Raw genomic sequence first — 12,632 nt, 5'->3', positions numbered from 1 at the left:
GGGGCGGACACCCCCTACGGGAGGTCACAGCGAGGAGCGCAGCCACTCCTCCACGCCGGCGATGTGCACCGTCGCCCAGGCCCGCGCCGCCTCCACGTCCCCCTCGCGCAGCGCCCCGAGGATCGCCCGGTGTTCGGCGAGGGTGCGCACCACGGCGTCCTTCTGGGCCAGTCCCCGCCAGACCCGGGCCCGGGTGGTCGGCCCGGACAGCCCCTCCAGCAGGGAGCAGAGTACGGAGTTGCCGGTGGCCGCGACGATCCCGCGGTGGAACTCCCGATCGCAGGCGACCAGCTCCTCGACGGACGGGGAGGGCCCCAGCGCGTTCAACCGGGCCTCCAGGGCGTCCAGTTCCCCGTCCTGGATCCGGCCCGCCGCCATGGCCGTGGCGGCCGGTTCCAGGATCCGGCGCACGGCGAGGAACTCCAGCACCGTGTCGTCGCGGTGGAAGTCCACCACGAAGCTCATGGCCTCCAGCAGGAGCGTGGGGTCCAGGCTGGTGACGTAGGTGCCGTCGCCCTGGCGCACGTCCAGGATGCGGATCAGGGAGAGCGCGCGCACCGCCTCCCGCAGGGAGTTGCGGGACAGGCCCAGCTCGGCCGCCAGCTCGCTCTCCCTCGGCAGCCGGTCGCCCGGCCGCAGCGCGCCGGAGACGATCATGCCCTTGATCTTCCCGATGGCCTCGTCGGTGACCGTCATGCCGACCTCCCCGTCCGGATCCGCCCGGATCTCGCCCTCCGGACGCCCGGCTCAGACCTCCGATGTCTGAGTCCAGTATGGCCGGTGAGGCCCGCGGACCACGAGGGGAACGACGGTCCGGCGGGGGAGACGGCGAGGGGGCGGCCCGTGTGGACCGCCCCCTCGTCAGAGGCCGTACGTCACCGTGACGCACTGTCGGCCGCCGGCGCCGCCGGCGCCGTGCTCAGCCCTCCAGCATGTCCTTGACCTTGGTCCGGACGTCCTCCGTGTCCAGGCCGCGGATGGTCAGGGTGGTGCGGCGGCGCAGCACGTCGTCGACCGTCTCGGCCCACTCGTGGTCGCGGGCGTAGGCGACCTGCGCCCAGATCTCCGGCGCGTCGGGGTGGATGCGCTCGGCCAGCGCCGGGTTCTCGTTCGCCAGCCGGGCGATGTCGAAGGACAGCGAACCGTAGTGGGTGGCGAGGTGCCGGGCGGTCTCCGGGGCCATCCGCGGGCCGGGCGTGCCGCCGTCGATGAGCAGCCGGTGCGCCACCGCGTTCGGGTTGGCGATACCGGGCAGCGGGAGCTTCTTCGGCAGGTGCGCGATCGGCTCCATGTCCTCGGCCAGTGGGTGGCCGGGCAGCGCCGCGAGCTTGTTCATGACGGTTCGGCCGATGTGCCGGAAGGTCGTCCACTTGCCGCCGGCCACCGACAGCATGCCGCCGCTGCCCTCGGTCACGACCGTCTCGCGCTTGGCCTTGGAGGTGTCGCCGGGGCCGCCGGGCAGCACCCGCAGACCCGCGAAGGAGTACGTGATCAGATCGCGCGACAGCTGCTGGTCACGGACGGAGAACGCCGCCTCGTCCAGGATCTGGGCGGTGTCCTTCTCGGTGACCGCGACATCCGCCGGGTCGCCCTCGAACTCCTCGTCCGTGGTGCCCAGCAGCAGCATGTCCTCCCAGGGGAGGGCGAACGTGATGCGGTACTTGTCGATCGGGGTGGCCAGCGCGGCCTTCCAGGGGGCGGTGCGCTTGAGGACCAGGTGCGCGCCCTTCGACAGGCGGATGGAGGGGGCCGCGTTCGCGTCCTCCATCTTGCGCAGGTGGTCCACCCACGGGCCGGTGGCGTTGAGGACCAGGCGGGCGTTGACGCCGAACTCCTCGCCCTCCATGCGGTCCTTGAGCTCCGCGCCGGTGACCCGGCCCTGGGTGAAGCGCAGCCCGGTGACCTCGGCGTGGTTGAGGACCGTGGCGCCGGCCGCGACCGCCGCACGGACGGTCATCAGGGCCATCCGGGAGTCGTTCATCTGGTCGTCGCCGTACACGGCCACGGCCTTGAGGTTGTCCGTCCGCAGCTCCGGCACGTCACGCTGCGCCTTGGCCGGGGATATGACGTGGCCGACGCCGTCGCCGAACGCGGACAGCGCCGAGTAGGCGAAGACGCCCGCGCCCAGCTTGGCCGCGCCGTGCGGGCCGCCCTTGTAGACGGGCAGGTAGAAGGTCAGGGGGTTGGCGAGGTGCGGTGCCACCTGACGGGACACCGCACGCCGCTCGAAGTGGTTCTCCGCCACCAGCTTGACCGCGCCGGTCTGCAGGTAGCGCAGACCGCCGTGGAGCAGCTTGGAGGAGGCGGAGGAGGTGGCGCCGGCGAAGTCACCGGCGTCCACCAGGGCAACCCGCAGTCCGGCCTGTGCGGCGTGCCAGGCGGTGGAGATGCCCAGGATGCCGCCGCCGATCACCAGGAGGTCGTACGTCGCCTTGGAAAGCTGCTCCCGAGTCTCGGCGCGGCTCGCGTGCGAACCATTGGCCGGGTGCGTCCCGAGTGCCGGGGCGCTCTGCAGGGTGCTCATTTTTACTCCTCGACAGTGCTGTCATCGAGCCAGCCCATGGAACGTTCCACAGCCTTGAGCCAGCTCTTGTACTCGCGGTCACGGGTGGCCGCATCCATCCGGGGGGTCCACTCGGCGGCCCGGCGCCAGTTGGCGCGCAGCTCGTCGGTGCTGGACCAGAAGCCCACGGCCAGTCCGGCCGCGTAGGCCGCGCCGAGGCAGGTCGTCTCGGCGACCATCGGGCGCACCACGGGCGCGTCCAGGAAGTCCGAGATGGTCTGCATCAGCAGGTTGTTGGAGGTCATGCCGCCGTCGACCTTGAGCGCGGTCAGCTCGACGCCGGAGTCCTTGGTCATGGCGTCGGTGATCTCGCGGGTCTGCCAGGCGGTGGCCTCGAGCACGGCGCGCGCGATGTGCGCCTTGGTGACGTAGCGGGTCAGGCCCGCGATGACGCCGCGCGCGTCCGAGCGCCAGTAGGGGGCGAACAGGCCGGAGAAGGCCGGCACGAAGTACGCGCCGCCGTTGTCCTCGACCGTGCTGGCCAGGGTCTCGATCTCGGCCGCGCTGTTGATCAGGCCCATCTGGTCGCGCATCCACTGGACGAGCGAGCCGGTGACGGCGATGGAGCCTTCCAGGGCGTAGACCGGCTGCTCGTCGCCGATGCGGTAGCCGACGGTGGTCAGCAGCCCGTTGTAGGAGTTGACCGGCTCGTGGCCGGTGTTCATCAGCATGAAGGTGCCGGTGCCGTACGTGGACTTGGCCTCGCCCTGCTCGAAACAGGTCTGGCCGAACAGCGCGGCCTGCTGGTCACCGAGCGCCGAGGCGACCGGGACGCCGGCCAGCACGCCGCCGGCGGCGTGGCCGTAGACCTCGGCGGAGGACTTGATCTCCGGCAGCACGGCGGCCGGGATGTCCATCGAGGTGAGGATCTTCTCGTCCCACCGCAGGCCGTGCAGGTTCATCAGCATGGTGCGCGAGGCGTTGGTGACGTCGGTGACGTGCACACCCCCGTCGACGCCGCCGGTGAGGTTCCAGATGACCCAGGAGTCCATCGTGCCGAAGAGGATGTCGCCGCGCTCGGCGCGCTCGCGCAGGCCCTCGACGTTGTCGAGCAGCCAGCGGATCTTCGGGCCGGCGAAGTACGAGGCCAGCGGCAGGCCGGTCTCGCGGCGGAAGCGGTCCTGGCCGACGTTGCGGCCGAGCTCCTTGCAGAGCGCGTCGGTGCGGGTGTCTTGCCAGACGATGGCGTTGTGGACCGGCTCACCGGTGGTGCGGTCCCACAGCACGGTGGTCTCGCGCTGGTTGGTGATGCCGATGGCCTTGACGTCGGCGGCGCTCAGCCCGGCCTTGTGGACGGCGCTGTCGACGACCTGCTGGACGTTGGTCCAGATCTCGGTGGCGTCGTGCTCGACCCAGCCCGGCTTCGGGAAGATCTGCTCGTGCTCCTTCTGGTCGACCGAGACGATCCGGCCGTCCTTGTCGAAGACGATGCAGCGGCTGGAGGTCGTCCCCTGGTCGATGGCCGCGATGAACGGACCGTGCCCGTGGGAGGAGGTGCTGGGGGTGTCGCTCATGGTGTGTGCTCCAAGAAGTCGGTGCGGGCGGACGGGGCGGTCAGGCGGCTCAGGCGAACGCCACCTGGTAGATGCCTCCGGCGATGGCGCCGCCGATCAGCGGGCCGACGACCGGGATCCAGGCGTAGCCCCAGTCTGAACCGCCCTTGTTCGGCAGCGGCAGCAACGCGTGCACGATGCGCGGACCGAGGTCGCGGACCGGGTTGATGGCGTACCCGGTCGGGCCGCCCAGCGACAGACCGATGCCGGTGACGACCAGCGCGACCAGCAGCGTGCCGATGACGCCGACGCCCTTGCCGTTGTCGCTCAGACCGAGCGTCAGGATCGAGAGCACCAGCACGACGGTGGCGATGATCTCGGTGGCCAGGTTCTGCACGGCATTGCGGATCTCCGGGCCGGTGGAGAAGATGCCCAGCACCGGGCCGGCCTGCGGCGCGGTGGCCTGGTCGACCAGGCCTTCGTGGCCGGAGTGATCGGCCAGCACCTCGGGGTCGGTCAGATGCGCACGGAACTGCCCGTAGTACACGATCCACACCAGCACGGCGCCGATCATGGCGCCGAGCATCTCGCCGCCGAAGTACACCGGCACCTGGCTCCACTGGATCGCGCCCTTGATGGCGAGGCCGATGGTGACCGCGGGGTTGAGGTGGGCGCCGGACTTCGCGGCGATGTAGGCACCAGTGAGGACGGCGAAGCCCCACCCGAAGGCGATGGCGACCCATCCGGCGTTGAACGCCTTGGAGCGCTTGAATGTGACGGCGGCGCAGACGCCACCGCCGAGCAAGATCAGAACAGCGGTACCGATGGTCTCGCTGATGAAGATGTCGGAGCTGGACACCCGCGACTCCTTTGTCCTTCGTCCAGGGGAAGGCGGACCCCGGGTCCCGTCCGGTGGTCCGCGCCCTCCTAGAGGGCGGTGATCGGCCCGCGGCAATGCCCCACCATAGCGAATATTGCCGTTAGGTGTTCGACAATGCCGACCGACGAACGGCAGTTTTGTTCACCGTCAGAACCCCGTCAAGGGTTCCGTGGCCAAAAACTTAGGTGAACTTATGGGGCGAATCCGGTCAGAATCGCCCTGCGCCAAGATCACGGGACACCGCACGTGCGCAATCCCTCACGGCAGCGACGATTTCCGGCCGCAGTTCGCCGTCCTGGCAGACCCGTTCGACCGCCCCTGTGATCCCCACCGCACCCACCGGCATCCGCCGCCGGTCGTGGATGGGCGCGGCCACCGAGGCCACGCCCTCCCAGGTCTCCTCCACGTCCGCCGACCAGCCGCGCGCCCGGGTCAGGTCCATCAGCCCCTCGAAGTCCCCCAGGCCGGTCACCGTGCGCGGGGTGAACGCCGCCCGCTCCGCCTCGACGACCTCGCTGTGCGCGACCGGGTCGTACGCGGAGAGCACCTTGCCCAGCGCCGTGCTGTGCAGCGGCTGCATCGCGCCCACCTCCAGCACCTGCCGGCTGTCGTCCGGCCGGAAGACGTGGTGGACGACCAGTACGCCCTGCTGGTGCAGCACGCCCAGGTAGACGGCCTCGCCGCTGGAGCGGGCCAGGTCGTCGGTCCACACCAGGGCGCGGGCGCGCAGCTCGTGCACGTCCAGGTAGCTGTTGCCCAGCCGCAGCAGCTCGGCGCCCAGCTGGTAGCGGCCGGAGGCGGCGTCCTGCTCGACGAAGCCCTCCTGCTGCAGCGTCCGCAGGATCCCGTGGGCCGTGCCCTTGGCCAGTCCCAGCGAGGAGGAGATGTCGGAGAGTCCCAGCCGCCGTTCCCCTCCTGCGAGCAGCCGCAGCATCGCTGCGGCGCGCTCCAGCGACTGGATGGTGCGTGCCATCGGGCAACCTCCGAAGTGAGCGGTTCGACAATGCTGAACGATATCGGTCCATGCCGACTGGAGTCAGCGAACTGACGCGACTCGGTGAGAGAAGCTGGAGTCTGTCAACGATCACGCCCGGTGCCCGCAGTGGGGTGGCGCAGTGCTGTCCAGGGCGTGGAACGGGGAACACGTGTACCGGACCGGCAGCTAGGCTGGCCGGGTGCGCTCTCTGGAGGAGGGTGCAAAGCCGACAGCCGTCGCAACCACGGGAGCATCTCCATGGCCTCGAACACGCCATCGCCCATCAGCAGCACCCGCGTCGAATCCTTCCGCGAGGCCCTGGCCTCACGGGTGGTCGTCGCGGACGGCGCGATGGGCACCATGCTGCAGGCGCAGGATCCGACCATGGAGGACTTCCAACAGCTGGAGGGCTGCAACGAGATCCTCAACATCACCCGGCCGGACATCGTGCGGTCGGTGCACGAGGAGTACTTCGCGGTCGGCGTCGACTGCGTCGAGACCAACACCTTCGGCGCGAATTTCGCCGCGCTGGCCGAGTACGACATCCCCGAGCGGGTCTTCGAGCTGTCCGAGTCCGGCGCCCGGCTGGCGCGCGAGGTGGCGGACGAGTTCACCGCCTCCACCGGCCAGCAGCGCTACGTCCTGGGCTCGATGGGCCCGGGCACCAAGCTGCCGACCCTGGGCCACGCCCCCTACGTGACGCTGCGCGACGCCTACCAGCAGAACGCCGAGGGCATGATCGCCGGCGGTGCGGACGCGCTGCTGGTGGAGACCACGCAGGACCTGCTGCAGACCAAGGCCGCCGTGCTCGGCGCCCGCCGCGCCCTGAAGGCCACCGGCGCCAACCTCCCGGTGATCTGCTCGGTGACCGTCGAGACCACCGGCACCATGCTGCTGGGCTCGGAGATCGGGGCGGCGCTGACGGCGCTGGAGCCGCTGGGCATCGACATGATCGGCCTGAACTGCGCCACCGGCCCGGCCGAGATGAGCGAGCACCTGCGCTACCTCGCCCGCCACTCGCGCGTCCCGCTGGCCTGCATGCCGAACGCGGGCCTGCCCGTCCTGGGCAAGAACGGCGCGCACTATCCGCTGACGGCCGGTGAGCTGGCCGACGCGCAGGAGACCTTCGTCGCCGAGTACGGCCTCTCGCTGGTCGGCGGCTGCTGCGGTACCACGCCGGAGCATCTGCGGCAGGTCGTCGAGCGGGTGCGCGGCATCGCCCCGCCCGCGCGTACGGCGCGCCCCGAGCCGGGCGCCGCCTCCCTCTACCAGACGGTGCCGTTCCGGCAGGACACCTCGTATCTGGCGATCGGTGAGCGGACCAACGCCAACGGGTCGAAGAAGTTCCGCGAGGCGATGCTGGAGGCCCGCTGGGACGACTGCGTCGAGATGGCCCGCGACCAGATCCGCGAGGGCGCCCACATGCTCGACCTGTGCGTCGACTACGTGGGCCGCGACGGCGTCGCGGACATGGAGGAGCTGGCCGGCCGGTTCGCCACCGCCTCCACCCTCCCGATCGTGCTGGACTCCACCGAACTGAACGTCCTGCAGGCCGGGTTGGAGAAGCTCGGCGGCCGCGCGGTCCTCAACTCCGTCAACTACGAGGACGGCGACGGGCCCGAGTCGCGCTTCGCGAAGGTCACCGCGCTGGCCGCCGAGCACGGTGCGGCGCTGATCGCGCTGACCATCGACGAGGAGGGCCAGGCCCGTACCGTCGAGCACAAGGTCGCCATCGCCGAGCGGCTGATCGAGGACCTGACCGGCAACTGGGGCATCCACGAGTCGGACATCCTCATCGACTGCCTGACGTTCACGATCTGCACCGGCCAGGAGGAGTCCCGCAAGGACGGCATCGCCACCATCGAGGCGATCCGCGAGCTGAAGAAGCGCCACCCGGACGTGCAGACCACGCTCGGCCTCTCCAACATCTCCTTCGGCCTCAACCCGGCCGCCCGGATCGTGCTGAACTCCGTCTTCCTCGACGAGTGCGTCAAGGCCGGTCTGGACTCCGCGATCGTGCACGCCTCGAAGATCCTGCCGATCGCGCGGCTGGAGGAGGAGCAGGTCCAGGCCGCCCTCGACCTCGTCTACGACCGGCGCCGCCCCGCGCAGGGGGACGAGCCGGCCTACGACCCGCTGCAGAAGCTGATGGAGCTGTTCGAGGGCGCCACCGCCAAGTCCCTGAAGGCCGGCAAGGCCGAGGAGCTGGCCGCCCTGCCGCTGGACGAGCGGCTCCAGCGCCGGATCATCGACGGCGAGAAGAACGGCCTGGAGGCCGACCTCGACGCCGCCCTGGTGGACCGTCCCGCGCTGGAAATCGTCAACGAGACCCTGCTGGAGGGGATGAAGGTCGTCGGCGAGCTGTTCGGCTCCGGCCAGATGCAGCTGCCGTTCGTGCTCCAGTCGGCCGAGGTGATGAAGACCGCGGTGGCGCATCTGGAGCCGCACATGGAGAAGTCCGACGACGAGGGCAAGGGCACCATCGTGCTGGCCACCGTCCGCGGCGATGTGCACGACATCGGCAAGAACCTCGTCGACATCATCCTCTCCAACAACGGCTACAACGTGGTCAACCTCGGTATCAAACAGCCGGTCTCGGCGATCCTGGAGGCCGCCGAGGAGCACCGCGCCGATGTCATCGGGATGTCCGGCCTGCTGGTGAAGTCCACGGTGATCATGAAGGAGAACCTGGAGGAGCTCAACCAGCGCAAGATGGCCGCCGACTTCCCCGTCATCCTCGGCGGCGCCGCCCTCACCCGCGCCTATGTCGAGCAGGACCTCCACGAGATCTACGAGGGCGAGGTCCGCTACGCCCGCGACGCGTTCGAGGGCCTGCGGCTGATGGACGCCCTGATCGCCGTCAAGCGCGGAGTGCCCGGCGCCACCCTCCCCGAGCTCAAGCAGCGCCGGGTGCCCAAGCGGGACACCGCCGTACCGGAGGTCGAGGAGCCCGAGGGCGCGGTGCGCTCCGACGTCGCCCTCGACAACCCGGTGCCCGAGCCGCCGTTCTGGGGCACCCGGGTCGTCAAGGGCATCCAGCTCGCCGACTACGCGTCCTGGCTGGACGAGGGCGCGCTCTTCAAGGGCCAGTGGGGCCTCAAGCAGGCCCGTACCGGCGACGGGCCGACGTACGAGGAGCTGGTCGAGACCGAGGGCCGGCCGCGGCTGCGGGGCTGGCTGGACAAGCTCCAGACCGAGAACCTCCTCGAAGCCGCGGTCGTCCACGGCTACTTCCCGTGCCACTCCAAGGGCGACGACCTGATCCTGCTGAACGAGGACGGCACCGAGCGCACCCGCTTCACCTTCCCCCGCCAGCGCCGCGGCCGCCGGCTGTGCCTGGCCGACTACTTCCGCCCGGAGGAGTCCGGCGAGACCGATGTCGTCGGCCTCCAGGTCGTCACCGTCGGCTCGAGGATCGGCGCCGCCACCGCCGAACTCTTCGAGGCCAACTCCTACCGCGACTACCTCGAACTGCACGGCCTGTCCGTCCAGCTGGCCGAGGCACTCGCCGAGTACTGGCACGCCCGGGTCCGCGCGGAGCTGGGCTTCGCGGGCGAGGACCCGGCCGACGTCGAGGACATGTTCGCGCTCAAGTACCGCGGCGCCCGCTTCTCGCTGGGCTACGGCGCCTGCCCCGACCTGGAGGACCGCGCGAAGATCGCGGACCTGCTGCGGCCGGAGCGGATCGGCGTCGAGCTCTCCGAGGAGTTCCAGCTCCACCCCGAGCAGTCCACCGACGCCATCGTGATCCACCACCCGGAGGCCAAGTACTTCAACGCACGGTAGCCGGCCGGGCACGGAGACGGTCCGGGCCGCGCGCCCGGGCCGCGGCCGCCCCCGGAGAACCGTGACCAGGCACACCACGCATTCCGGTGCGCGCCGTCGTACACTTGTCGGTCCGGTAGTGGCCGGTCGTTCCCCCCACCGGGGTGGGCGGCCGGCCCTTTCGTCCCTTCGGGGACGTGGCAACGGAGGTGGATGGATGACCAGCAGCATCCCCGCAGTCGGCCCGCGAACGGCCGAAGCCGCGACCCTCCAGGCCGTCTTCCTCGATCTGGACGGGACCCTCGTCGACACCGAGGGCTTCTGGTGGGAGGCCGAGGCGGAGGTCTTCGCCGAACTCGGGCACATCCTCGACGACGCCCACCGCGAGGTCGTCGTCGGCGGGCCGATGACCCGCAGCGCCGGCTATCTCCTCCAGGTCACCGGCGTCGACCTCAGCCTGACCGAGCTGAGCGTGCTGCTCAACGCCGCTTTCCTGGCCCGGATCGGCCGGGGCGTCCCGCTCATGCCGGGCGCGCGCCGGCTGCTGGCCGAACTCGCCGCCCACGACGTGCCCACCGCGCTGGTCTCCGCCTCGCACCGCGCCATCGTCGACCAGATGCTGCGCTCCCTGGGCCGGGAGAACTTCCGGCTGACCCTGGCGGGCGACGACCTGCCGCGCACCAAGCCGCACCCGGACCCGTATCTGACCGCCGCCGCGCGGCTGGGTGTGGACCCGGCGCGCTGTGCCGTCATCGAGGACACCATGACGGGCGTGACCGCAGGTGAGGCGGCGGGCTGCCCCGTCGTCGCGGTGCCGTCGGTGGCGCCGGTGCCCCCGGCCGCGGGCCGCACGATCGTGCCGTCGCTGGAAGAAGTCGATCTCCCATTTCTCCGGACGCTCATCACGGAAAGCCGCCGGGCCGTGCACTGAGCGTGTCCCGGAGAAAGCCCCCGGGAACCGAGGGGAACGGCCCGCTCATTTTCCGTGACGAATGCGCTGATCGAATTGCGGCGGCGTCACGGGACCGTGAATGCGTGACGTTTCTCACGCGCCAGCCCGTCGACAGCGGGGCCATCAGGTGATCCAGGGGGCTTCCCGGGGGGTTTCTACGGGGGTAAGTGTCCGGATTGGTGGAGCAACGCGCGAATCGTTCCCCCATCCGGATATCGGTTCTGCCACCCCCGTTATCCATACGCCATATCGATTCAACTCCTTTGTGTCTCAGCGCGGCTGGCCGTTCCTACTAATCTCGACGCGAGCAACACCTCTGCGCTGATAAGGAACCTGCCGACGATGAATCGCAAGACCTTGGTGCTGCCGGCGCTGGCCGGACTCCTGGCCCCCGTTCTCACTGCCTGCGGCGGTTCGGGCGGTTCGGGCGACGGCGGCAATCCCATCGTCGTGGGAGTCGCCTCCCAGATCGAGGCGACCAAGGCAGCACCCGCCCCCCTCGACCCGGCACAGGCCTATGACGTCGACGCCTGGAACGTGCTGCGCAGCACCCTCCAGACCCTGATGCGCCTGCCCCGGACCGGCACCGCGCCCGTGCCCGAGGCGGCCGAGTCCTGCGGGTTCCGCGACACCCAGAACGAGCAGTACCGCTGCACCCTGCGCAGCGGCCTGAAGTTCTCCAACGGCCACGCCCTGACCGCGCAGGACGTGAAGTTCTCCATCGACCGGATGCGTGCCATCAACGACGGCAACGGTCCGGTGTCGCTGCTCAGCGGCATCGACAAGGTCGAGGCGCCCAGCGACTCCGAGGTGGTCTTCCACCTCAAGAAGCCCGACGCGACCTTCCCGCAGAAGCTCGCGACGCCGGCCGCCGCCATCGTCGACAGCGAGGTCTACCCCAAGACCCGCCTCTACAACGGCTTCAACGTGGTCGGCTCCGGCCCCTACACGCTCAAGACCGAGCGCAAGAAGGGCCGTGTCACCAAGGCCGTCTTCACCAAGAACCCCTCGTACAAGGGCGGGGAGAAGCCCAAGAGCGAGACCGTCGAGATGCGCTTCTTCGACGACTCCGGCGCCATGGAGAAGGCGCTGCGCTCGGGCGGGATCGACCTGATGAACCGTGGTCTGTCGCCCACCCAGGTCCGGGGCCTGGAGAACTCCCGCAACAACCACATCGTGTTGCAGGAGATGCCCGGCCAGGAGATCCGCTACCTCGCCTTCAACACGAAGGCCTCGGCGGTGTCCGACAAGGCCGTGAGGCAGGCGATGGCGCAGCTGGTCAACCGCTCCCAGCTGGTCCGGGACGTCTACTCCTACACCGGTGACCCGCTCTACTCGATCGTCCCCACCGGCCTCACCGGCCACATCAACTCCTTCTTCACCAAGTACGGGAACCCCAGCGTCTCCGCCGCCCGCAAGACCCTGCAGCAGGCGCACATCAACACCCCGGTGAAGCTCACGCTGACGTACACCACCCACCATTACGGCTCCAGCACCGTCCAGGAGTTCCGTACGCTCCAGCGCCAGCTCAACCAGAGCAAGCTCTTCGACGTCGACATCAAGGGCATCGACGGCTGGCAGCAGTTCCGCACCGACTCCACGGCCGGCAAGTACGCCGCCTACGGCATGGGCTGGTTCCCCGACTTCCCGGACGCGGACAACTACATCGCACCGTTCGTCGGCAAGGGGAACTTCCTCAACTCCCCCTACCGCAGCTCCACGATCGAGTCCCAGGTCATCCCCCAGACCCGGCAGCAGACCGATCGCAACGCCGCCGCGGCCGGCTTCAAGCAGGCCCAGGACACCTTCGCCGACGACGTCCCGATCATCCCGCTGTGGCAGGGCAAGCAGTACGTCGCCGCCCGCGACGACGTCACCGGCGTGGAATGGGCCCTCAACTCCTCCTCGTCGCTGCAGATGTGGGAGCTCGGCCGCGGCGTGGCCGACTGACCATGCGCATCCGGCAGACGCGGCAGACATCCGCCGCGGTCCCCGCACCGCGG

8 protein-coding genes are annotated in these 12,632 nt (G+C 69.9%); 3 read left to right on the top strand and 5 right to left on the bottom strand.

Translation table 11 applies throughout. The annotated features are described in order from the left end of the window. Nucleotides 1-24: 24 nt before the first annotated feature. The 5 genes from ACQP17_RS07580 to ACQP17_RS07560 form a co-directional block, all read right to left on the bottom strand. Nucleotides 25-696, bottom strand: coding sequence for a FadR/GntR family transcriptional regulator (locus ACQP17_RS07580; protein ID WP_433855564.1), 672 nt, complete (start codon nucleotides 694-696; stop codon nucleotides 25-27). 223 nt (nucleotides 697-919) lie between these two features. Continuing rightward, nucleotides 920-2,524: an FAD-dependent oxidoreductase gene (locus ACQP17_RS07575; protein ID WP_433855563.1), complete on the bottom strand. Its 1,605-nt coding sequence runs from the start codon at nucleotides 2,522-2,524 to the stop codon at nucleotides 920-922. Nucleotides 2,525-2,526: 2 nt separating this feature from the next. Continuing rightward, complete coding sequence (gene glpK, locus ACQP17_RS07570; RefSeq protein WP_433855562.1) at nucleotides 2,527-4,077, bottom strand: glycerol kinase GlpK; 1,551 nt, start codon at nucleotides 4,075-4,077, stop codon at nucleotides 2,527-2,529. Nucleotides 4,078-4,126: 49 nt separating this feature from the next. Beyond that, the gene (locus ACQP17_RS07565; RefSeq protein WP_433855561.1) at nucleotides 4,127-4,915 is read right to left on the bottom strand and encodes an MIP/aquaporin family protein; all 789 of its coding nucleotides are present in this window, start codon (nucleotides 4,913-4,915) and stop codon (nucleotides 4,127-4,129) included. A gap of 229 nt (nucleotides 4,916-5,144) precedes the next feature. Next, nucleotides 5,145-5,909, bottom strand: a complete 765-nt coding sequence (locus ACQP17_RS07560; protein WP_364877834.1) for an IclR family transcriptional regulator — start codon at nucleotides 5,907-5,909, stop codon at nucleotides 5,145-5,147. Nucleotides 5,910-6,170: 261 nt separating this feature from the next. Between ACQP17_RS07560 and metH the strand changes: the two genes are divergently transcribed. From metH to ACQP17_RS07545, 3 genes are all read left to right on the top strand, one after another. Further along, nucleotides 6,171-9,698 (top strand): methionine synthase, encoded by a 3,528-nt coding sequence (metH, locus tag ACQP17_RS07555; RefSeq protein ID WP_433855560.1) that lies wholly within the window; start codon nucleotides 6,171-6,173, stop codon nucleotides 9,696-9,698. Nucleotides 9,699-9,894: 196 nt separating this feature from the next. Next, nucleotides 9,895-10,608 (top strand): HAD family hydrolase, encoded by a 714-nt coding sequence (locus tag ACQP17_RS07550; protein WP_433855559.1) that lies wholly within the window; start codon nucleotides 9,895-9,897, stop codon nucleotides 10,606-10,608. Nucleotides 10,609-10,971: 363 nt separating this feature from the next. Further along, on the top strand, nucleotides 10,972-12,579 hold the full coding sequence (locus tag ACQP17_RS07545) for an ABC transporter substrate-binding protein (RefSeq protein ID WP_433855558.1): 1,608 nt from the start codon (nucleotides 10,972-10,974) through the stop codon (nucleotides 12,577-12,579). The last annotated feature ends 53 nt before the right edge of the window (nucleotides 12,580-12,632 follow it).

It is taken from the genome of Streptomyces kronopolitis (assembly GCF_050953795.1).
Classification (GTDB): Bacteria; Actinomycetota; Actinomycetes; order Streptomycetales; family Streptomycetaceae; genus Streptomyces; species Streptomyces kronopolitis_A.
The sequence above is the reverse complement of the archived record's forward strand: the minus strand, read 5'-3'. Positions and strand labels throughout refer to the sequence as shown.

Bases quoted from the DNA above. Each gene is read 5' to 3' on its own strand.
- ACQP17_RS07580 (WP_433855564.1), bottom strand. From the start codon at position 696: ATGACGGTCACCGACGAGGCCATCGGGAAGATCAAGGGCATGATCGTC.
- ACQP17_RS07575 (WP_433855563.1), bottom strand. From the start codon at position 2,524: ATGAGCACCCTGCAGAGCGCCCCGGCACTCGGGACGCACCCGGCCAAT.
- glpK (WP_433855562.1), bottom strand. From the start codon at position 4,077: ATGAGCGACACCCCCAGCACCTCCTCCCACGGGCACGGTCCGTTCATC.
- ACQP17_RS07560 (WP_364877834.1), bottom strand. From the start codon at position 5,909: ATGGCACGCACCATCCAGTCGCTGGAGCGCGCCGCAGCGATGCTGCGG.
- metH (WP_433855560.1), top strand. From the start codon at position 6,171: ATGGCCTCGAACACGCCATCGCCCATCAGCAGCACCCGCGTCGAATCC.
- ACQP17_RS07550 (WP_433855559.1), top strand. From the start codon at position 9,895: ATGACCAGCAGCATCCCCGCAGTCGGCCCGCGAACGGCCGAAGCCGCG.
- ACQP17_RS07545 (WP_433855558.1), top strand. From the start codon at position 10,972: ATGAATCGCAAGACCTTGGTGCTGCCGGCGCTGGCCGGACTCCTGGCC.